At 41.5% G+C, this 21,608-nt stretch carries 13 protein-coding genes; 7 read left to right on the top strand and 6 right to left on the bottom strand.

Annotation, left to right across the window (positions count from 1 at the left end; translation table 11 throughout):
- Nucleotides 1-57: 57 nt before the first annotated feature.
- The 4 genes from mreC to rodA are packed head-to-tail and all read left to right on the top strand — an operon-like array spanning nucleotide 58 to nucleotide 4,664.
- Complete coding sequence (gene mreC, locus BFS30_RS13580; RefSeq protein ID WP_069379782.1) at nucleotides 58-897, top strand: rod shape-determining protein MreC; 840 nt, start codon at nucleotides 58-60, stop codon at nucleotides 895-897.
- Entirely contained in the window at nucleotides 887-1,402 is a 516-nt protein-coding gene (gene mreD, locus BFS30_RS13575) for a rod shape-determining protein MreD (RefSeq protein ID WP_069379781.1), read from the top strand. The genes mreC and mreD overlap by 11 nt, the downstream gene beginning before the upstream one ends.
- A complete protein-coding gene (gene mrdA, locus BFS30_RS13570; protein WP_083252043.1) occupies nucleotides 1,402-3,402 on the top strand; it encodes a penicillin-binding protein 2 in 2,001 nt (666 codons plus the stop codon). Before mreD ends, mrdA begins: the two co-directional genes overlap by 1 nt.
- On the top strand, nucleotides 3,399-4,664 hold the full coding sequence (rodA, locus tag BFS30_RS13565) for a rod shape-determining protein RodA (RefSeq protein ID WP_069379780.1): 1,266 nt from the start codon (nucleotides 3,399-3,401) through the stop codon (nucleotides 4,662-4,664). The genes mrdA and rodA overlap by 4 nt, the downstream gene beginning before the upstream one ends.
- Here the strand turns inward: rodA and BFS30_RS13560 are convergent.
- Nucleotides 4,657-5,775, bottom strand: a complete 1,119-nt coding sequence (locus BFS30_RS13560) for a hypothetical protein (protein ID WP_157262917.1) — start codon at nucleotides 5,773-5,775, stop codon at nucleotides 4,657-4,659. The two genes, rodA and BFS30_RS13560, sit on opposite strands and share 8 nt — an antisense overlap.
- 99 nt (nucleotides 5,776-5,874) lie before the next feature.
- On the opposite strand from BFS30_RS13560, the gene BFS30_RS13555 reads away from it, so the two are divergent.
- Together BFS30_RS13555 and BFS30_RS13550 are read left to right on the top strand one after the other, a co-directional pair.
- Complete coding sequence (locus BFS30_RS13555; protein ID WP_069379778.1) at nucleotides 5,875-6,450, top strand: thymidine kinase; 576 nt, start codon at nucleotides 5,875-5,877, stop codon at nucleotides 6,448-6,450.
- Nucleotides 6,451-6,503: 53 nt separating this feature from the next.
- A complete protein-coding gene (locus BFS30_RS13550; RefSeq protein ID WP_069379777.1) occupies nucleotides 6,504-7,625 on the top strand; it encodes a lipid II:glycine glycyltransferase FemX in 1,122 nt (373 codons plus the stop codon).
- A 71-nt stretch (nucleotides 7,626-7,696) separates the two neighbouring features.
- On the opposite strand, the gene BFS30_RS13545 is transcribed toward BFS30_RS13550, so the two are convergent.
- From BFS30_RS13545 to BFS30_RS13530, 4 genes are all read right to left on the bottom strand, one after another.
- Nucleotides 7,697-9,754 carry a glycoside hydrolase family 2 protein gene (locus BFS30_RS13545; RefSeq protein WP_069382434.1) on the bottom strand — a complete coding sequence of 686 codons (2,058 nt, stop codon included), beginning with the start codon at nucleotides 9,752-9,754 and terminating at the stop codon, nucleotides 7,697-7,699.
- Nucleotides 9,755-9,759: 5 nt separating this feature from the next.
- The gene (locus tag BFS30_RS13540; RefSeq protein WP_069379776.1) at nucleotides 9,760-11,211 is read right to left on the bottom strand and encodes a right-handed parallel beta-helix repeat-containing protein; all 1,452 of its coding nucleotides are present in this window, start codon (nucleotides 11,209-11,211) and stop codon (nucleotides 9,760-9,762) included.
- A 71-nt stretch (nucleotides 11,212-11,282) separates the two neighbouring features.
- On the bottom strand, nucleotides 11,283-13,058 hold the full coding sequence (locus tag BFS30_RS13535) for a RagB/SusD family nutrient uptake outer membrane protein (RefSeq protein ID WP_069379775.1): 1,776 nt from the start codon (nucleotides 13,056-13,058) through the stop codon (nucleotides 11,283-11,285).
- 11 nt (nucleotides 13,059-13,069) lie between these two features.
- Nucleotides 13,070-16,336, bottom strand: coding sequence for a SusC/RagA family TonB-linked outer membrane protein (locus BFS30_RS13530; RefSeq protein WP_069379774.1), 3,267 nt, complete (start codon nucleotides 16,334-16,336; stop codon nucleotides 13,070-13,072).
- A 358-nt stretch (nucleotides 16,337-16,694) separates the two neighbouring features.
- Between BFS30_RS13530 and BFS30_RS13525 the strand changes: the two genes are divergently transcribed.
- Nucleotides 16,695-20,786, top strand: coding sequence for a hybrid sensor histidine kinase/response regulator transcription factor (locus tag BFS30_RS13525; protein ID WP_069379773.1), 4,092 nt, complete (start codon nucleotides 16,695-16,697; stop codon nucleotides 20,784-20,786).
- A gap of 212 nt (nucleotides 20,787-20,998) precedes the next feature.
- Here the strand turns inward: BFS30_RS13525 and BFS30_RS13520 are convergent, their stop codons facing one another.
- Complete coding sequence (locus BFS30_RS13520; RefSeq protein WP_069379772.1) at nucleotides 20,999-21,526, bottom strand: ferritin; 528 nt, start codon at nucleotides 21,524-21,526, stop codon at nucleotides 20,999-21,001.
- Between the last annotated feature and the right edge of the window lie 82 nt (nucleotides 21,527-21,608).

The raw sequence follows: 21,608 nt of genomic DNA, 5'->3' as shown, positions 1-21,608 counted from the left end.
AACCTTAAAACTTAAACTTAACAGTTAAAACTTAAATCAGAACTCAAATCGAAAAGTATGCGTAACCTTTGGATTTTTATAAGCAGATATAACGCATTTTTCTTTTTCATCATTTTCTTTACTATCGGACTTTATCTGACAGTAAACAATAACTCTTATCAGCGAAGTGTAGCCGTAAATTCCACTAATCAGGTGGTTGGAAAGGCTTACAACAACCTGAATGTACTTAAAAAGTACATCAATCTGGGCGATGTAAACGACAGTCTTGCATCAGAAAATGCAAAACTAAAGACCGAGTTGCTGACGGTCAGAAACATTGACAGCGCTAAAACTGCAGTGGTTAAAGATACCCTCAACAAATCTCAATATACTTACATTTCTGCCAGGGTTATCAAAAACTCTATTACCTTAAGAAACAACGTCATCACGGTTAACCGTGGAAAAGCCGACGGCATCAGTAGTGGAATGGCCGTAATTTCTCCGGGTAAAGGCGTAGTTGGTTACATCAGAGATGTTTCAGATCATTTAGCCACAATTTCATCCCTACTGCACAAAGACACCAAAGTGAGCGTAACCCTTAAGAAAAACAATGCTTTAGGGACTTTAGTATGGGGCACAAAAAATGCTGATTTCAGAAAAGCTTATGTTAAGGATGTACCCAATCATTTTAAGATTGCGTTGAAAGATACAGTAGTCACTTCAGGATTTTCATCTTTCCCTCCCGGCATTCCGGTAGGAAGAGTAAGCAATACAGGAATTGCAACAGGAGACAACTTTCTGACCATAGAAATCGAACTCTTCAATGATTTTAGTACCTTACAGTACGTATACATCATCAAAGACAAATTAGCAGAGGAACAAAAAAGCTTAGAATCAAAATTGCCAAATGAACAGTAAAATAATATTGGTAAACATCTTCAGATGGTTCTTACTACTTTTTATTCAGATATTACTCCTTAGGAATCTGAGCTTTTATAGCTTAGCTACTCCTTTTGTATACGTTCTTTTTTTACTCTTACTTCCTTTTAAAACCCCGAACCTGCTCTTGTACCTGATTGCATTCGCTACAGGTTTAACACTCGATGCTTTTTATGACACCATGGGTGTACATGCAGCAGCCTGTGTGACGCTTGCATTCGTCAGGATTTCATTTATTGCGGTAACTGTAAACAAAGATAATTTTGATGAACCAGAGCCTACGCTTGGGAATATGGGTTTCAAATGGTTTAGCATTTATGCCGCACTCTGTATCGCTGCCCATCACCTTGTGCTTTTCTTTTTAGAGACGTTCAGGTTAACAGAATTCTCTTATACTTTGCTCAGATGCCTGTTCAGCACGATATTTACTTTATTTTTAATCATCTTAATAGAATTTATATTCTATAACAGAAAGGCACGCTAATGGACAATCTGTTTAACAGGAAATATATCATACAGGGTTTATTTATCGCTATTGCCTTAATTTTATTGGGCACACTGTTCTATATTCAGGTGGCCAGCGATAAGTATTTCCTTTCTGCAGAGAGTAATGTCTTGAGAAAAATCTATACTTTCCCGGCCAGAGGGGTTATCCTCGACAGGAATGAAAAAGTTTTGGTTCAGAATGAACCGGTATATGACCTTATGGTCATTCCCAATCAGGTGAAAGAATTTGATACCCTTGCCTTGTGTAACATTGTCGGCATCGACATGAAGCGTTTCAAAAAGAGCCTGAATAAAGCCACAGTTCAGTCCAGGTATCAACCCAGCATCTTCGAAAAGCAACTTTCCATACAGATTTATGCGGCCCTGTCCGAACAACTTTCCCGCTTCCCGGGTTTCTTTGTTCAAAGTCGTACAGTAAGGTATTACCCTGATAGTGCAGCGGGTCACTTTTTTGGCTATGTAAAAGAGGTGTCGCCTAAAGATATTGAGGAGAGTGACGGCTATTACCGGCCCGGCGACTATATCGGTAAGGCAGGTGTAGAAAGACAATACAACGATGTGCTCCGGGGTGAAAAGGGCATTATCAACATGCTTTATGATGCTCATAATGTACCGAAAGGAAGTTATGCGGAAGGTAAATTTGATACCCTTGCCAGATCTGGTGAACGGGTCATTTCTTCTCTGGATTTCCGTATTCAGAAACTGGGAGAAGAACTGATGAAGAACAAGGTAGGAAGTATTGTTGCCATCGAACCCGCTACGGGTGAAATCCTCGCCTTTGTGAGCAGTCCTGGTTATGATCCCAATCTGATGGTAGGAAGACAACAGGGAAACAATTATATGGACCTGATCAATCAGGAGAAAAACCCGAACCGGGTATTTACAGTGCGTCCGATACAAGGCTATTATTCTCCGGGTTCCTCATTCAAGCCATTAGATGCTTTATTGGGCTTACAGGAAGGTGTTATCGATCCGACCACCACATTCAACTGTCCAGGCTATTACATGGCGGGAAACCATAGGGTAAAGTGCGAACATGTTGACGGCCCTATTGCCTTACGTAAAGGTTTGGCAAGATCCTGCAATACCTACGCGCTCAATGTATTTCAGCGACTGATTACACAGAGAAAATTCGGCAATCAAAGAATCGCTTACGATGCCTGGCGAGAAAAAGTAAAAAAATTCGGCCTGGGAGAAAAGCTTGGTGTGGACTTACCATCAGAACGTAGCGGAAGGTTATATGCAGCAGATTATTACAATAAAAAATATGGCAAATCCTGGCGATATACCACCGTAATTTCTTTGGGTATCGGACAGGGAGAAATGGATGCAACACCACTACAAATGGCAAACATTATGGCCATCATTGCCAACCGTGGATATTATATAAAACCCCATCTGATCAAAGCCATCGGGGAGAAAAAGGTAATCAAAAAGGAATATGCCCGGAAGAATTATGTAGATGTGGAAGCCAGACATTTCGAACCGGTAATTGATGGGATGGAGGATGCAGTGAGTGCACCATGGGGTACTGCCAGACAATCGATGATTCCTAACATCATTATGTGTGGTAAAACAGGTACTGTTCAAAACCCACGTGGAAAAAACCACTCTGTGTTTATTGGTTTCGCCCCAAGAGACAATCCTAAAATCGCTATTGCGGTGATTGTAGAAAATGCCGGTTATGGTAGCTCCTATGCCGCCCCCATCGGCAGTTACATTACTGAAAAGTACCTGAAAGACAGTATTTCTGTAGGCAGAAGAGCAAGTGTGGAATGGATGAAAAAACAGGTAATTTTACCGGTGCCCCCAAAACCAAAAGTAAAACTGAAGCCTTTACTGACAGATTCGGCTAAGAAAGATTCTATTTTAAAAAATACGCAGAAACCATCGAAAGGGGTAGTTCTCCCTCCTGCTAAACCGGCTCAAACGACTAAACCTAATCCAACTGTTAACCCAATCCAAACGACAAAATGAGCACACAACAGGGAAATCGGTTTTTCTTTAATGTAGACTGGATCACGATCCTGCTCTATGTCGCTTTGTGTACCATTGGTGTGGTGAATATTTTTGCTTCCATCTATAATGGATCAGTAGCTACCGAATTTAACCTGGCCACTAATTACGGAAAGCAACTGATGTATATCGTTACCGGACTCATTCTCGGTTTTTCTATCCTGTTACTGGATGCAAAGTTCTTCAGTGTCTTCTCTCCCATTGTCTATGGCCTGACACTGTTGCTGCTCGTCGCCGTATTGGTTGTGGGAAGAAAAGTAGCTGGAAACCAGGCCTGGATCCCATTGGGAAGTTTCAGGCTACAGCCCTCTGAGCTGGCCAAATTTGGCACGGCACTCCTCGTTGCCCGTTATGTGGGCACGTTCAATCCTAAACTCAGAGACGTTAAATCGATATTTTTTGCCGGAGTAATCATTGGAATTCCAATGTTTCTGATTATGATGCAACCGGATACAGGTTCTGCTCTGGTCTTTTTATCGTTCATGTTCCCTCTATACAGGGAAGGCTTATCTGGGTATTTCCTGCTCATCTTCCTGGGAATGATCGTGCTGTTTATTGCCGATTTCCTGGTGCCAATGACCATATTAGTTCCTTTGATCCTGGCGATAGGTGGTTTGTTTATCTATCAGAACAGACGAAAACAAAAGATTATGTTTTCCAGTATCATCGTTACGGTAGTCGCGATTCTTTACCTGTTCACGGTAAGGCTGGCTTATGAGAAGGTTTTGGAACCGCATCAGCGTACGAGGATTGAAATCATGTTAGGTCTTAAAACAGATCCTAAAGGTGCGGGATATAACGTCATACAGTCTAAAATTGCTATTGGTTCCGGACAATTGACCGGGCGTGGCTTTTTAGAGGGAACACAAACAAAATATGGTTATGTTCCGGAGCAAAGTACAGACTTTATCTTCTCTACTATAGGCGAAGAATGGGGCTTCGCGGGCTGCTTCACCGTGATTGCGCTATATATTTTCATGCTACTCAGGATCATTAATCTTGCAGAGCGACAACGTTCTACTTTCTCCAGGGTATATGGGTATTGTGTGGCCAGTATTATCTTTTTCCACGTATTTATCAACATAGGAATGACTATAGGAATTATTCCGGTTATCGGGATTCCTTTACCTTTTATCAGCTATGGAGGTTCCTCTCTTTGGAGCTTTACCGTGTTGCTTTTTATCTTCCTGAAACTGGATTCAAACAGAATGGGCTTTATTTAGCCGGAAAACGTTGGTTTAACAATTCATAAAATTTATCAACGGTTGCCTGTCTGGATGCCCAGTTGTTCTTTAGCGCATAATTATTTTGTAAAAAAGAATCTGCTGCTTTAAAGTCCGGCATCTTATTCAAGAGGTCAATGACTTCTGCATAAGCCAGATTGTAGCCATTAAACAGGTCCTTTATATACAACATTTTATCATTCAGGTTGATCCCTTGTTTCAAATCGGTAATGGTATTTCTGCTGTTTTCAGCATTGAGGTTACCGGCTCCGTTCTGACGGGCCAGCAGCTCGTTTAACGTAGGCCTTGCAGTTTCTTCAACTTTCGAAACGGCCGCTTCCGGTCTTTCGTTTACCAGAGGGAGCTCCGGAGTCCGCTCTTCGCTTTTAACGAACTGAACTTCTTTCCGTTCAAAATCGTCAAGTACCAACTGAGTACTTGCCTGAGGAACAACATCCTCTTCCTTGGCTACCAGGAATGGCTCTGGTCCAAGCTCATCTGCCCTTTCTATTTCTGTCTTTGTCTGGGCTTCCTGCTCTTTTATTCTTTTCTTTTGGGCAATGACTTCCTCTTCCTCCTTGCTTAAAGGCCGGTCAAAAATTTCATTTACTGACTTTTCTTCAAATTCAAACTGATCTGTACTGCCAACATCTTTCAGAATAAATTCAAACGTAGAAGGTTCCTTATCCAGTTTAAACGATTCCCGCTCCACTGGTGATTCGACAACTTCCTGTTGCTGATATTCCTCTTCCTCCAGGACCAATACCGCTTCCGTTTCTTCCTCAACAACATTGTTGTTACTATACTCCTCTGCTGGTTCGTCCTGAATCTCCTTTGCCGCTGAGGCCAGATCTTCCTGATGATTCGATACCTTTTCTTCCACATGGTCGGAAAGTGCGTCCGTATGTTCCGGAATCTCCTTCATGACCCTGGTACTGTTTAATTTTCTTACAATCTGAACATGATCCGATAAAAAGTTGGCATTAGCCATAAAAAGCTCCAGTTCTAACTCATTGAGTTGCTTTGGGTTTTCTGCTAAAAACTCGTATTGATCCTGAAGTTCATCTAAGATCAGGCCTATCTTTTTAAAAATATCTTCTTGGTTCATCATAGCTTAATAACGACAGAATGAATGTTTTATGTTGGTAACTTGGTACTCAAAAATACTACAAAATTTCGATATTAGTCGGCTATAAAGATCAAACCATAGATGTTATTTAGCGAACAAAATTACAGAAGAGGAGAGTTTTGCGGTAGTATAGAGGTAATTTGCGGCTCTATGTTTTCGGGTAAAACAGAGGAATTATTAAGAAGGTTAAAGCGGGCCCAGATCGCTAAACTGAATGTGGAGATCTTCAAACCTGCAACAGATACCCGATATCATGAAACTGCTATTGTTTCCCACGATAAGAATTCCATCCAATCCACTCCTGTAGAAAACTCATCAGCCATCTTATTATTGGACACGAATGTACAGGTAGTCGGAATTGACGAAGCACAATTCTTTGATGAAAATCTTCCCGATGTCTGCAATAAGCTGGCACAAAAAGGAATCCGCGTCATTGTTGCTGGTTTAGACATGGATTTTAGTGGTCAACCTTTTGGTCCCATGCCCGCATTAATGGCAATAGCTGAACTGGTTACCAAAGTAAATGCAGTATGTGTACGTTGCGGAAGTCCTGCTGTATATTCCTACAGAACAGTAGCGAATGAATCAAAAATCCTTTTGGGAGAGAAAGACAGTTATGAGCCCCGGTGCAGACATTGTTACCATGCAAAAGATTAATTATTGGCTTCTTATGCTATAATTCCCGAATTTTGCGGCCAGAAAGGAAAGAGATGAATATAGCTATTGATAAAAAAGACATTAAAGAAGTTTATGAGACTTCAATTATTCAGCAAACCGCATTCTGGTCGGAAGTAAAAACCCAACAAGGACTCCAATCCAAAGCATTTAACTTCAAGGTAAAAAACGAAGATATCTACCACGATACCTTAAGCAACAAGTTTACCCACGCTGATTTCCTGGTCTTACTCCAGGCCCTGGACAGTGAATACAGCATTGCTTATGTCCCTTACGGGCCTGAAATTGAACCTAACGAAGAATATCAGGGTAAGTTTCTGGAAGAACTATCTGAAAATCTTCGCTCTCACCTTCCTTCAAAATGTATTTTAATCCGATATGACCTGGCATGGGAATCCCATTGGGCTAAGGAAGACGATCATTTTGATGATTTTCAAAACTGGATTGGCCCGCCGGAGAAAAAATATCAGGAGTTTCGTTTTAACTTCAATACAGAGAACTGGAACCTCAAAAAAACAAATTCGGATATCCTGCCTTCAAATACCATATTTCTGGATTTACAAAAAGAAGAAGATGCTTTGCTGGGCTCCATGAAATCAAAGACGAGATACAACATCAATTTATCTTACAGAAAAGGTGTCAGGGTAAATAAAGTAGGCATGGAAAACCTACACATCTGGTATGCCTTATATCAGGAAACAGCAGTTCGGAACCGCATTCACATCAACGATATCGACTATTTCAGGACCGTACTTTCTGCCCGTGCAGAAGATACCTCCTCCCCGGCAGAGGTAGAGTTACTACTTGCAGAAACAGAAGGACAACCACTTGCTGCGATGTTCCTGGTAATCTCCGGACAGAGAGGCACCTATCTTTATGGCGCTTCTTCTTCCAGTAACCGGAATTACATGGCCACTTATGCCCTGCAATGGGAGGCCATGAAGATTGCTAAAAACAAGGGGTGTATAGAATATGATATGTTTGGTGTGGCGCCAAACCCTGATCCCTCCCACCCCCTTCATGGACTATATAAGTTTAAAACCGGTTTTGGGGGTGAGCTCTACCATAGAATGGGTTGCTGGGATTATCCACTGGATACTGAACAGTACCACCGTTTCATTGCTACTGAGATGCAAAGTCAGGGATATCACCTTTAAATAAATATTAACATATAAAAAAGGCTGTACCATCATAGGATACAGCCCTAAAAAAATCCCTGGTGGTTTAGTTATTCCAGATTCCAAACGCAGCTATCGCTGAATTCTTTTCCTTTTTGCTTTGTTTTGACTACAATATCGTTATTGCCTTTGCTCAGCTGTACGTTTTCCCAGATCATGGTATTCAATTCATTTTTTGCTTTCTTTCCAATCCGTTTTCCATTTACCCAAAGTTCCCCATCCGGCATATTGCTAAAAACTTTTACCGAAGTAACGGATTTCGTACGATTGGTGTTTCTTCGTTCTGCGATATAAACCATCGGCTCCGGATTCCAGTTGGCTTTATAAAAATAGAATGCATCTTTCCTGATCTTCCTGTCGTAAGTAACCAGTCCTTTATCATTGATACCGTTCGCATCTCCTTCTGTTCGGATTGCAGAACCAAAATCAGCCAATACCCAGATGAATTTACCCCATAAGAAAGGCCGTTTTTTTAGTTCCTCCCAATGTTTCTCATGAAAAGCAGTCTGCCACTCTTCGGGATGAAAATTACCTTTTGCTTCTGGTTTAATTAATCCTTCCGTGTGTTTAAAAGGGCTTCCCCCTGCTCCATATTCACTGATCGAAACCGGTTTGCCAGGTAGATTGCGGTGGGTGTCATCTGCCCATGTGCCGACCTGTTCAAATTCCCCGCCATACCAGCCAAAGTATTGATTCCATCCCATCAGGTCGGTAAGATCAGTAAAGGAACTGCTCCCCAGGTTGGATGCCAACGTTGTTAAACGTCCCGGATCTTCCTGTTTGGCCAACGTATTAAGTTCTTTGATGAAAGGCTGTGGATCGTCAAAATTTAGCTTCAGTTCGTTAAATAGCCCCCAGAAGCAAACTGAAGGGTGGTTATAATTCTGACGGATCAGCTCTTTCAGCATTTGTCTGATGTTAGACTCCAGCTCCTGATCTTTTACATACCCAGTTCCGGTATATCCGCCCGGACCAACAAAAGGAATCTCGGACCAGAGCACAATACCATTCTTGTCGCAAAGGTCATAAAAATGCTTGTTATGAGGATAATGGGTTAAACGTGCAGCCGTTACTCCTAGTTCTTTCATCAATTCCATATCCCGCTCATGATCTTCATCAGTTAAGGATGATCCTTTTCCAGATACGTCCTCATGTCTGCCTGTTCCATAAAGGTTCAGGTATTTACCATTCAGGAAAAAGCCTTTATCCGGGTCTACACTAAAATAACGCAAACCCAGGGGCTGAGAGAGCTGATCGATAACCCGTCCGTTCTGAAGGAGCTCCACCTTTAGCTCGTATAAATAAGGATCCGCTTTACCATTCCACAAATGTGGTTTCTCCAACTTTATGGATTGCTTTAATTCCTGATTGTTTTCTGCTCCTATATTACTGGTTAGGGAGGTAACCACCTTTTTACTACCGTTTAAAAGTGTACTTCTCAGGCTCAGGTCTTTATTGTCTGATAAAGATAATTTCGTTAAAACCTCAATTTCTGCGGAAGCTTCAGATACCTGCTTCTGCTTCAGGTAAACACCCGATGAACCATAATCAAGTGGACTGATGCAGTTTTTATCCGTGAGGATTAGAGAAACCGGACGGTGAATCCCCCCATAGATGTTGAAATCACCATGTAAAGGAAGTACGTCCATGCGGTAAGCATTACTCACCTGCACCATGACCGCGTTTTCTCCGGGTTTAACATAGCGGGTGATTTCCATAGCAAAACCCGTATATCCGCCTTTGTGCGTACCTACAGATTTATTGTTGACAAATACTGTTGCCACACTATTTGCACCTTCAAAATATAGGAACAGCCGTTTACCCGCCCATTCCGGGAGCACATGGAGTTTATTCTCATAAATAGCTGAAGTCCGGTTATAATCAGGAACCCCCTTCAGCACCTCCATTGCATTCCAGGTATGAGGCAGGTTAACGGTTTCTTTTTTTATGCCTTGTTCAAAGTTATATGCAAAATAAAATTGCCAGTTCTGATTAAACGGAATGGTTTCCCTGCCTTCTGACGTATGATTAAGTGGTTTTGCTGTACTATCAGCCAGTTGAAATAAAAGGAAAATAATAGTGGCAATGATATTTTTTTTAAAATGCATTATACTTAGTTTTTTATTTTCTTTTCTATTTCTTTCAAAAAATTCCATGGAAAATTATTCCCTCTTTCCTCAGGAAGCTTCTTCTCCTCCGTTACATTTAACAGCTGCTCTTTACCCTGAATATTGCCTTTGAAAGTATTGCCAATCCATTTTAATGCATCATACTGTTGAGCAGATTTACTAAAAACACCCACTGAAGCTCCGGCGTAATGAAAAGTGTTATTTTCAAAAACTACGTTTTTCGGAACGCCATGCTCAATATCTATCAATTCCATCTTTACTGTATCAGCAGACAGGTTGTAAAAATGATTGCCGCTGATATGAGTAGCGTCCGTAACCAGGGCAAAATTGAAAAGACGTTTACGTTTATTTCCATCATTAATACTTAGGTTATTTCTGATGATGCTTCCGGTAGTCATTTTACTTTTTTCATTGATGGCGTCTGAAATCACCAACATAAATCCGCCCTCATTATCATGACTGTAATTGTTTTGGATAATGGTATTGGTACAGTTCCCGTCAATATCGAAAGACTGACCATCGTTTGACCAATCCTGGTTTTTCGTGTATGCCACCTCATTGAACTGGATCAATGTGTTATCGCTGCTATGCGGCCATATTCCAACAGCATTGTCTTTAGCCCTGGTTCTGATGTAGAACAATTTATTGTGTTCAACCAACGAACCATCAAAGGCTTTAACCACAATCCCATCTCCACCGATATCCTCCAGTGTACAGCCTCTTATGGTCAGGTTTCTGTTGGGGAACCAGTTGGTTCTGAAACCAAAAGTTCCATTACCGCGGATGCCATTCCGATCTATCCGCAGCAGCTTACAATTTTCAATCAGCAGGTTTTCAATATTGCTTGGTTTGGGTCCCTGGCAATCCCAATAGATTCCGTTGCCTTCATTACTTCCTTTCTTATTGTCGCCGTTAATGTCATGGATGTACAAATCCGACAAGCGGATGTTGGAGATGGTACCGATATTTTCTGCAAGGATACGAACTCCCGCCGGACCTGTTTTTTGTTCCTTAATCAAGGAATCCTGATTCGAAATATCAAAGTATTCCAGTACAAGATTACTATTGTTCTTCAGGAGCACAGCATCTTTGAACTTTCCTTTTGCCGCAATAACCGGCAAAGCTCCTTTTCCATAAGCCGTAAAAATAATAGGTTGCGCTTTTGTTCCGGAACCCTGTGGTAAGAGCTGCCCCTCCCATTGCCCACCTCTTCTAAACGAAATCTTGTCGCCGGGCCGAAATGTTTGTGCGTTAACTTTTACTAATGATCTCCAGGCATCTTTTTCTGATTTCCCGGTACCATTATCATTTCCTTTTTCGCTGTCAACGTAATAACGATTGACTACTCCTGACTTTTTCCCCTGTCCATAAAGTTCATTGAACATTCCAGATGAGGCAAGAAAAAATAAGGCAGCTAAAACCAGTTGTTTTTTCAATTTGTGTATGCTAAAATTTAATATAAAGAATTCGCTTTAGCGTACTAAAGCGAATTCGTAGGACTAATTTACTATTGCCATCCCAGGTTTTGTTTCAAATTCGGGTTCATTTCGATTTCAACCTGAGGAATTGGCCATGTGGTGACATAATCACCTTTCCAGACATAAGGAACAGTAATTCCACCCCATACCTGATTCACACCTCCGGTTGTCGTAAACACCTTTTCCTTTAAAGTTCCCCAGCGTAATTCATCAAAATAGTTCACACCTTCGCAGGCCAGCTCTACCCTTCTTTCATTGCGGATACGGTCTCTCAAATCAACCGGCCCGGCTACTGTTGTTGCTACCGAAGAGTTCAATGCAGCAACGCCCGCTCTTGCCCTTACCTCATTCACTTTATTGATCGCTTCTCCAGTTTGTTGCAGTTCATTGAGTGCTTCCGCCCACATTAGCAAAACATCCGCATATCTGATGATTGGCAGGTCAATTGCTCCATACTGACGATTGATCAATTCTGTAGAACCTTCATAAACAAATTTACGGTACAGGTAGAAAAGCTGATTTCTGGAATCACTGAACAAATCTAATATCGGAGGCTGTTCATTATTTGCCGGCCAGCGCATGGTATAGGTTTGATCTGCTCCAAACTGCGGGCGACCGAGGTAAGTTCCATAAGGTACAATCACTGTAGCATTTAGTCGGGAGTCCCTATTGGCATAAGCCGCTTTAATGCGTTCTTCATTACCTGTTGGTAAATACAGTGACATATCCAGGCCTTTATTGGTAAAAGTGGTAATTTCTGTCGGGCTCAGGTTATTTCTCAGAAAGAAAACCTCCCGTTTATTAGCCGGCATTGTGTTATAACCAGGGATAATATCGTCCCAGTTAAACTTACTTCCATCCACATTTTCATACAGATCCACAAGAGAAGGAGATACGTAATAACTATTCCAGGCAGAGCCTAAAGAAGATCTGGAGCCCAGATACCACTGTGTGGTCGATCCATATCCGTCTACGGCAATGTTCTGTAAAGAGAAGATCATTTCATCAGACTGCTCATTGGCTTCTTTAAACAGCGCCTTATAGCCTCCTTGAAAAAGAACATATCCGGCTTCTTTCACTTTACTGAAATCAGCAGCAGCTTCTGCCCATTTTTTCTGGTATAGATAGACCTTTCCGCGCAACGCATAAGCAGCACCTTTCGTTGCATGTCCGTATTGACTAGCTCCTTTTGAATACTTCTGTGGTAGGTTAGGTTCGTTAATCGCGTCATTCAGGTCGTTAATGATGACTTCCCAGACCTTCGTTTCTGATTCCCGGCCATTGGTCATTTCTGTGATTGGCAAAGGCTTAAGGTACACGGGAACTCCTTTAAACAGCTGATTCAATCTAAAGTAAAAATACGCCCGCAGAAACTTACATTCGGCAATGTATCTTGCTTTTTTTTCCGGAGTGGACGGTGACTTTAAGGCAATATTTTCAATCGCATCATTTGCCCGCTGAACTCCTTCATACAACTCTTTCCAGGTATTACTGAACCTTCCACTGGAAGGCGTTGCAGTTCCCGTCATGAGGTCATTGCCCCCACGTGTCATCGAAGTAAAGCCAAGTCCATCCATCTGGTACAACTCTCTCTCTGAGGCGCCACTATTTTGAATCCCTAATCGCAATGTCTGATAAACACCAGTCACACCAAGATCGGTCAGGTTATCTGTCGTCCACATCGTTGCAGAACTAACTGAACTATACGGATCAGTATCTAATAAACTTTTTTTACAGCTACTGATGCTCAATCCTGCAATTAGCAACAGCATGATTTTTTTTGAGTTAAATATATTCTGTTTCATTGTTGTTTCGTTTAAAAAGTTGCAGTTAGACCTGTAGCAAATTGTTTCATTGTAGGATAAGAAAGATTAGCTCCAACCTCAGGATCAAGCCCTGGATACTTGGTGATCATTAACAAATTCTCTCCTGTCAGAAATACCCTCAATCTGCTTAATCCAATCCTTTTGATCAGACCATCGGAGAATGAATAACCCAGCTGAACATTTTTAAGCTTTAAATAAGAAGCATTGTAAAGCCAGAAATTACTTGGAATATTGGTTTGATTATCAGACGAACCCCATTTAAGTCTAGGTAAACTTGCAGTCAGGTTATTGGCAGGGTCATTTGGATTCGCCTCATTATAATAATAATGGTCATCCGCGATTCTCGTACCGATAGCATTACCAAGATTGGTTCTGGTACTGTTGATCCCCGATTGATTGTATAAATACTTCATTCCAGTGCTGGCTGCCCAAAGCATAGAGAAATCAAAACCTTTCCACGCTGCGCCAAAATTCAGACCCATTGTATATTTCGGTATGCTGGATGCATTGGTAAACTGTTTATCAAAGTTATTTCCATAAGTACCATCAGCGTTTGAATCGGCATAGATCAGGTCTCCATAATAAAGTTGTCCTTTTCCTACTGTACTTACCGGCCCAAACTTATACCCTGCTGCAATCATTGATCTTACCCAATCCAGATCTTGTGTAGTTCTGATCATTCCGTCCTGGGGTCCACCATTGATATTTACACTTCCATCAGTGTTCTGGTAAGATCCGTTTCCTTTATATACCTGTAGCAGATACAATTCATTAATGGTATGATCTTCCAGAATACGGGTATTGTCGCCTGAGCCCACCTGTCCGATATTCGAACTATAGACCCGGTTTCCATTTGCATCGGTGGTATATCCTTCAGATAATTTCCCTCTGTATTTGGTCACACGGTTAAAGTTATAAGCAAAATTACCGACCACAGAATACTCCACCTCTCCGACTTTATCTTTCCATCCCAAAGTAAACTCTATCCCTTTATTGCTCATGGATGCCGTATTTTGTGTTGGCGCACTGGCCGTACCTGCAGTAAGATAAATAGGAGGAGTAGTTAAGATATTGTCTGTTTTTTTCTGATATACATCTACCTCCAGGTTCATTCTACCGCCAAAAGTGGTCAGGTCCAAGCCAAGATTGGCTACTGCCGTTGACTCCCATTGTAAGGTATTATTTCCAAATTTGGTAACTGCAAGCCCCGTATTAGAAGCATTGTTATAAGAATAATTGACTTTGTCATAGCTGGCCAGATAGTCATAATTGCCTCTGTCATCATCCACACTCATGATATTATTTCCAACTTTACCCCATGAAGCACGTAGTTTGAGGTTTTGAATTTTATCTGCAATTCCTTTCATGAAGCCTTCTTCAGAGATTCTCCATCCTGCAGAAAAAGAGGGAAAAACGCCAAATCTGTTTTCGCTTGCAAATTTAGAGGATCCATCATAACGCAAAACAGCTTCAAGCAGGTATTTTGATTTATATGCGTAGTTCACACGCCCAAACCAGGAGCGCATGCTGCGGTCGTACTCTTGCCCGCCGGAAGTATTGGAGATATCTGTTGCAGAACTTAAAGTCGTATTACCATAATCAATAAGTCCTTTTTTAGAAGTCCTTACGTCATAAAAATTGTAATAAAACTGATTGTACCCCACCATCGCGCTTAAATCATGATTCCCAATGGAAGTTTGGTAACGAAGCACATTATCAAATGTCAGGGTATAGTTTTTATTGAATTCATAACTTGTACTCAGATCAGCACCCGGCGATAAAGGCACCTTTAAAGTATTGGTAGAAAAGTCCCATTTCTCTATAGGCATTGCAAAACTACTCAATTCACGATACCGATCCTGGTAATTGACCTTTGTTTCCAGTGTTAATCCCTTATAAAGATTAAAAATTGCATATAGCGTAGAATTGATCCTTGTTTCTTTATCCTTTCCTCCCGTTCCATTCAGATAGGTCAGGATGTTGTTATTGGTTACAGGTTCTTCTATTGCCGGTGCGAAACCATATCTTCCCTCGTAAAAAGGGTAAATACCTGGATTGGTCTGCCACATAAAGTTAAAGGCATTCGCTGTATTTGCTTTTCCGACAGACTGAGTAGAGATGAAAGTTTGTGTTCCTAAAGTCAGCACCTTATTGATCTTGGATTCCACATTTGCACGAATCTGATATTTCTGTAAACCGGTATTCTTCATGATCCCCGCATTGTCCAGATAACCAGCAGAAAGGTTATAAGTTACTTTGTCAGTACCACCTGTTACCGCTATGTTATGATTCTGCACCAATTGATTTTTACCAAAAACCCATTCCGCCCAATCCGTATTCGGATAAGCTACATAATTAGGAACGCCGCTTGCACTAATACCATTAGGGTTTTTATTGGCTTCATCCCATTTTTCGATCGTTCCGGCAGCATACACTTCTGAGACTCCCATGTTACGGTTACTCTCATTGGTTAAACGCATAAACCTGGCGTAATCGGATATAAATTCAGGCAGTCTGCTTGGTCTGGCAAAAGAGATCAACCCTGAATAAGTTACATTATTTCGTCCTGCGGTACCCTTTTTAGTGGTGATCAGGATTACCCCATTCGCAGATAACGAGCCATAAATTGCTCCTGCAGCCGCGTCCTTTAGTACCGAGATGTTCTCAATATCGTTGGGGTTTACAGCATCCATCGTTCCGACAATACCATCAATTACAACAAGAGGATTGTTGTTGTTAAGCGTTCCTGTTCCCCTGATCCGAATGGTTGCGCCGTCTGATCCTGGTTTACCGCTTCCTTGCTGTACCGATACGCCTGGCGCAAGTCCGGCTAAAGCAGAAGACACGTTTGTAATGGGTCTTGCATTCAATTCTTTAGCACTGATAGAAGCCACAGATCCGGTCAGGTTTACCTTTTTCTGCGTACCGTATCCAACTACGACTACTTCATCCAGCCCTTTTGAATCTACTTCCAGAGTAATATTTACGTTGCTATTGCCCGCAACATTTACTTCCTGGGTTTGATAACCTATATTTCTAATGATCAGGACCTGACTGCTGCCCTTTAAAGTAATTTTGAAATTTCCGTTTGCGTCGGTTAGCGTCGCATTTGAGGGCATTCCCTTCTCTGTAATGCCTGCGCCTGGCAGGGCACCTTCTTTTTCTTTGACCGTTCCGGTAATCACTTTTGTCTGGGCACTAAGCATGCCTGGCAGAAAGCAAATCACCACAGCAATAATGGTTAATATTTTTCTCATAAAACAAGTTTGTATTTGGTTAAGATTAGTTTCTTTGCAAAACCTGTTAGCAGGAAGATTGCAATGGATGGTTGTTGATCACGAAAGGATCATAAAGAATACTGTAGTAAAGTTTATTCATACGATTTGGTTTAAGTTTATTTTGTCCTGGGCGACAAATCATGATTTGGTCAATTGTAAAGTTGAGCTCAATCTGTTGGAATCAGGGGTGAAATTTGATTGTAAATAGGGGTATTATCGCGTTTAATCATTAATTGACGAGAATATTCAATATTTAAGGATTTAATCACCGCTGAAATTGTAATTTTAACAAGACAGAATTTTTGGGGGATTAATTCTGATCAATTATTATAGGGGTATGTTAAAACGGCTATTTTTTTTAATCTCAATTGTCCTCGTACAATTGCCCGTAAAGGGACAGGAACTCAGCTTCAATCAGCTGATGACTAAAAATGGCTTGTCTCAGAATTCCATATTCGCCATTGCTCAGGACAGCCAGGGATTTATGTGGTTCGGATCCAGATATGGTCTCAACAGATACGATGGCAACCGGTTCAGGTTATATAAAAGCACGACAGCAGATACCAACACCCTTTCAGACGACTACATCAATGCTTTATTCAGCGATTCTAAAAAAGAACTTTGGGTAGGGACATCAAATGGATTGAACCGGTTTGATCCGAAGAAGAACAGCTTTGAACGGATATACCTGAGGGAGGGGCTGATCAATAAATCAAACACACCCATCATCTCCATATATGAAGACCGTAAAGGAAACCTATGGGTAGCGGCAAAAAACGGGCTTTATCTGTTATCTGACCGAAAGACAAAAAAGTTCAGTCCGGCCAGGCAACTAGGCCTTGACAAAAAAATTGCCGGTTCAGAAGTCCAGAGCTTATATGAAGACTCCAAAGGGGACTTCTGGATTGGAACCAACAATGGTTTGGGACGTCTTCGTTTCAGCAATAACAAGTTAAAAATTTTACAATTTTTTACACACGCTGCCGGGCAGCCTGAAAGTCTGAGCGACAATTCAGTGACTGCTATTACCGAAGATCTGGAACACAACCTTTGGATAGGCACGGAAAACGGAGGGATCAACCTCTTTCATACGACTACAAATACTTTCTCCAGATATCTTCATCAGGAAGGAGTAAAAAACAGCCTAGTGCACAATGCCGTTCGGAAGATCATCCGGAATAAAAAGGGGCAACTCTGCATCGGCACACAGGAAGGACTTAGCTTATTTGATCCGGCAAAAAAAACATTCCAGACCTATCAGCACCGTACCGCTGTTAACCAGAGTTTAAACCAGAACTCTATTTATAGTCTTTATGAAGACCACAGCGGATCACTATGGATTGGAACTTACTATGGAGGAATTAATGTGGCCTATGCACACGCAACTAATTTTAAGACCTTTCAATACAATGAAAAGCAGACCGGGATCAGTCATAATGTCATCAGCTCTATCATTGCAGACCAAAATGAAAACCTTTGGATAGGGACCGAGGGCGGAGGGCTGAATTATTTTGATCAGCAGCGCCGCCAGTTCAGCTCCTATAAAGTAAAAGCTGCCGACTTCTCCAGTTTGGGTTCGGATTTAGTGAAGGTCATTTACAAGGACCGGACCGGTGATATCTGGGTAGGCACACATGGTGGAGGGCTCAATCTCTTTGATCCGGCCAGTCATAGCTTCAAACGTTTTCTGGTTACGGGTAAGGAGATTAAAACCTCGCGTTCGGAGATCGTCGCTCTTCTGGAGGATGATCGTGGAGCCCTCTGGATTGGTAGCCAGACCGGAATCCGGATTTTCAATAAGAGCAAGACAAGCCTCAGCCCCTATCCCGAAATCCCTGCCATCCGCAAGATCAGAGACCACAACGTTAAATTCCTGTTTGAAGATTCCAGAAAGAACATCTGGATCGCCGCAACAACGGGTTTATACCTGCTTGATGCCAACCGTCAAAGCCTGCAGTCATTTAAATTACCAAGAGGAAGCAACAGTGTAAACAACAATGCCAATTTTATCAACTGTATTCAGGAAGATAAAGCAGGTAATATATGGATTGGCCTGTATTACGGCGGACTCAGTAAATATGAAATATCCAGGAAAATTTTCAGCAAGACCTATACCACTAAAGATGGCCTGAGCCATAACAATGTAGTAGGCATTCTGGAGGATGGGAAACAACAACTCTGGATCAGTACCTCAAATGGATTATCAAGGTTTAATCCAAAAAATCAGACTTTCCGTACTTATACCACCAGTGATGGGCTGGCAGGAGACGAGTTTAATTACAATTCGTTCTTTAAAACAAAGGCCGGAGAAATGTATTTTGGAGGATACAATGGGCTCACCCATTTTTTTCCTGATCAGATTGAGAAAAATGAGGAGCAGGCCAGCATTGCCTTTACCGGATTAAAGCTGTTCAATAATCCGGTCAGCATCCATGCTGCAGATGGCCTGTTGAAAGAAGATATCGGGTTTACAGAAAAGCTGGTTTTTCATTATGGCCAAAATGTTTTCGCCATTGAATTTGCTTTGCTCAACTATATTAAATCCAATAAAAACAAATATGCTTATAAACTGGAAGGCATAAATGAGGAATGGATAGAAAGCCGCAGCCCCGTCGCCACCTATACCAACCTTCCTTCGGGAACCTATACCCTATTGGTAAAAGGGGCTAATAATGATGGGATCTGGAGTGAAACTGCCAGCATGCAGATAGAGATTCTTCCTCCCATATGGAAAACCTGGTGGGCTTATATCTTTTATGCGGCTTTGCTGGGACTTATTCTATTTTTCATTACCCGATTTTTCTACCTGCGGGGTTTGTTATTAAAAGATGAAGAACTGCACCAGATCAAATTAAATTTTTTCACCAATATCTCCCATGAAATCAGAACCCACCTGACGCTCATCATGGCACCTGTAGAAAAGTTACTGGAAGGCAGGCAATCGGACAACCTGATCGGACAGCAGTTAACGAGTGTAAAGAATAATGCAGACAGGTTGTTAAAGCTGGTTAGTGAACTGATGGATTTCAGGAAGGCAGATACCAAAAATCTGAAGTTACGCGTGGCTGCTTATGATCTGATTCTATTCCTGAAGGACATATATGCGGCTTTCGAAGATTTATCCGGAAAAAAGAATATTCATTTCTCTTTCAATTATGATCAGGAGCCACTGATGCTGTATTTTGACAAAGAGCAACTGGAAAAGGTATTTTTCAATCTGCTTTCCAACGCTTTTAAGTTTACTCCTGATCAAGGGCATATCAGGATAAATATCCAGACGGAACAAAACCGGGTGCTGATCAGCATTAGTGACACGGGAAGAGGAATTGCACCACAGTATCTGGAGCAGTTGTTTGTTAACTATTTCCAGGTAGATGACCATAGCATCCAGAATACAGGTTATGGAATCGGACTGGCATTGGCCAAAAATATTATAGAACTGCATAAAGGAAATATTAAAGTAAGCAGCAAACCTGCCAGTGAGGCAGAAGCAGGCTTTACCCGCTTTGAGCTACAACTATTGCGTGGAAACGCTCATTTTGCAGCACAACAACTATCCGCTCCGATACAAAGCCAGCCCTCCCCGACGCCGACAGAGGACCCTGCCAGGCAGATACCAGAACACCAGGAAAACCCCGGCCCGAAATCAAAAGAAATCAAAAGACCTACCGTCCTGATTGTCGAAGACAATTGGGAACTCCGTGCATTGATCAGCAGCACACTGGAACCCGATTATGTGGTTCTTGTTGCGGAAAATGGATTGGAAGGATGGAATATCGCAACTATAGAAATTCCAGACCTGATCATCAGTGATGTAATGATGCCGGAAATGGACGGTTTTACGCTCTGTAATCAATTAAAATCCGACGAGCGGACTAGTCATATCCCCGTCCTGCTTTTAACTGCTAAGAGCGATCAAACCGATCAGATCAGCGGATTAAGTCAGGGGGCTGATATTTACCTGATCAAACCTTTCAGCACCAGAATACTGCAGCTTCAGGTAAACAACCTGCTGGAGGCAAGAGAAAAGATGCGGAAGAAGTACAGCAGGGAACTGATCCTGGAACCAAATCAGGTGATGGTTAATCCCGTCAATGAACAATTTCTTTCCAGATTGATCGGAATTATAGAGGAGCATATGGAAGAGGAAAATTTTGGGGTGGACCTTCTGGCAGAGAAGATCGGAATGAGTCAATCCGTATTGTATAAAAAGCTAAAAGCATTGACAGACCTTTCAGTAAATGATTTTTCCAAGTCTATCCGGCTAAAAAAAGCGGCCCAACTCCTCCTACAAAGGCATTATACGGTATATGAGGTGGGTTATATGGTTGGATTTTCAGATCGTAAGTATTTCAGCAGGGAGTTTAAGAAGCAGTTTGGACAAACCCCCTCTCAGTATATTGAGGCTGGTTCAATGCCTGTAAACTAGCCAAACGGACAATTTTTACAACGTTTTCCTCTCAGGAACTTCTCACAGCAGTTCTTTTTCTTCCTATCCTTTTTCTCCTGCTTTGATTTTTTTTTATCTTTTCCCTTCTTTGACATCGCTACAATTATTCAGAAAACAAAAATAGCACATACTGATGGTTTTACATCAATATGTGCTATAATAAAAAAGCGTTATGGGTTTAAATCAGCGGATTAACCCTCGTTGTAAACGATCTGGCCTACATTTTTATCGATCTGCCATCTTCCTGTTCCTTCTTCTCCGATTACGTCGAATAGTTCCAGCGCACGTCTGGCTTTGTATTCTTCCTCACGTTGTTCTTTGAAGAACCAGTTTAAGAACTCAAGAGTTACATAATCCTGTTCTTTATGGCAACGTGCAGCGATGTTTTTAATCGACTGGGTAACACTGATCTCCTGATCTAATGCTTCTTCAAACACCTCACGGAAAGAGTTATATTCAAGCTTGATATTGGTTACTTCCGGCGAAATAGCCATTCCACCCATATCAAGAACATATTTATAAAATTTTAACTGATGAACTCTTTCTTCTTCAGCTTGCTTAAAGAAGTAATCAGAGGAGAAATCGTATCCGTTGCGACCGCACCATGATGCCATGGAAAGATAGATTGAGGAAGATAGGGCTTCTTTTTTAATCTGTTGGTTTAAAAGCGTCTCAACATCTGTGGAGAGTAAGCTTTTTACGCGAATGATATCTTTCATATTATTGTTGATTTAATTCCTAATTACTAAGACAAAAATAAGGGTATAAATCAACAATATTGCATTTAAAGGCAATTCGGAA

Origin of the sequence: Pedobacter steynii (genome assembly GCF_001721645.1) — a bacterium.
In the GTDB taxonomy this organism is placed as follows: Bacteria; Bacteroidota; Bacteroidia; order Sphingobacteriales; family Sphingobacteriaceae; genus Pedobacter; species Pedobacter steynii_A.
Note: the sequence above shows the minus strand (reverse complement) of the source record. Positions and strands in the feature narration are given on the sequence as shown.